1 protein-coding gene is annotated in these 1,574 nt (G+C 68.9%); it reads left to right on the top strand.

Annotated elements, in window-relative coordinates; translation table 11 throughout:
* Positions 1-130: 130 nt before the first annotated feature.
* A complete protein-coding gene (locus F8271_RS31280) occupies positions 131-1,447 on the top strand; it encodes an IS4 family transposase (protein WP_225854897.1) in 1,317 nt (438 codons plus the stop codon).
* Positions 1,448-1,574 lie beyond the last annotated feature (127 nt).

Genomic DNA, 1,574 nt, shown 5'->3' on the forward strand with positions numbered 1-1,574 from the left:
CCAATGCCACGTAGCTTAAGTTGATCTTGGGTTGACCTGCGGTTCTGTATGGACTCGTGGGATGTGCGGCGTGGCGTGGCGGCCGCTACCGGGCGGGCTGTTTTGATCACGGGTCATGTCGGTGGCTGTGGTGGATCGTCCGGTCGTGCGCCCGGATCAGGTGACGTTGGGGGTGTTGATCTCGCAGGTGTCGCGGGAGGAGGTCGACGCCGCGGTCGAGGTGTGCGGGGTGCGGGAGAAGCGGTCGGACGGGAAACTGCCGGCGCACGTGACCGCGTATCTGACGTTGGGGCTGGCGTTGTTCGCCGACGATGACTACACCGAAGTCGCGACCAAGGTAACGGGGTCGTTGGACCGGTTCGGGTGCTGGAATGCGGCCTGGAGCGTGCCGACGTCCAGCGCCATCACGCAGGCGCGGAAACGGTTGGGCCGTCGGGTGTTCGCCGAGGTGTTCGAGCGTACGTGCGGGCCGGTCGCGGGCGTGGCGGGCCCGACCGCTGCGATGGGCGCGTTGGGTACCGCGCGGGGGTCGTTCCTGCGCTGGTGGCGGCTGCTGGCGATCGACGGGTTCGAGGTCGACCTGCCTGACAGCGTGGAGAACGCGGCCGAGTTCGGCTACGCCGGATCCGGGGAAAACCGTTCGGCATTCCCGAAGGCCCGGGTCGTGGCCCTCGCGGAGTGCGGCACCCACGCCTTCGTCGCCGCCGAGATCGACGCCTACGCCGTGGGTGAGAAGACCCTCGCGCAGCGCCTGTATCCGCGGCTTCGCGGCGACGAACTGCTCACCGCTGACCGGGGCTTCTACTCCTGGCAGGCGTGGGATGCCGCCCAGGCCACCGGGGCGGCGCTGCTGTGGCGGGCCCCTACCCAGCTCAACCTGCCCGTCGTGCGTGTCCTGTCCGACGGCACCTGGCTCACCGTCCTGATCAAGCCAACGATCCGTGGCGGACGGCGGGAGCGGCTGCTGGCAGCCGCCCGCGCCGGGGCCGACCTCGGTGACATCAACACTGTTCCCGACGCGTTCGACGACCGGGGCCTGCCGGTGGTTCATCTCGCCCGGGTGCTCGAGTACGACGTGTCCGACCGCGTCGGCAACGGCACGGGGGAACTGATCACCCTGATCACCACCATCACCGACCCCGCCGACGCCCGCGCCGACGAACTGGCCGCCGCGTACCACGAGCGCTGGGAGGAAGAAACCGCCAACGACCAGCTCAAAACCCACCTCCGCGGTCCAGGGAAGGTTCTGCGGTCCCGCCTGCCGGACCTGGCACATCAGGAGATCTGGGCCTACCTGATCGTCCACCACGCGATCAGCGCACTGACCGCCAAAGCGTCCGCCGCCGCCGACCTCGATCCAGATCAGATCTCCTTCACCAAGGCCCTACGCATGATCCGCCGCACCGCCACCGGAACGGCGGACATTCCCCCCTCAAGACTGGACTGACCAACTACCGGCCCACCTCGCCGGCCTCGCCGCCCTGCTGATCCCCGAACGCCGGGAACGCACCTGCCCCCGCGCCGTCAAACGAGCCCGCCACAACAGCTACCGCGTCAAGAATCGCGACGAGCCG

Source organism: Micromonospora sp. ALFpr18c, from assembly GCF_008868155.1.
In the GTDB taxonomy this organism is placed as follows: Bacteria; Actinomycetota; Actinomycetes; order Mycobacteriales; family Micromonosporaceae; genus Micromonospora.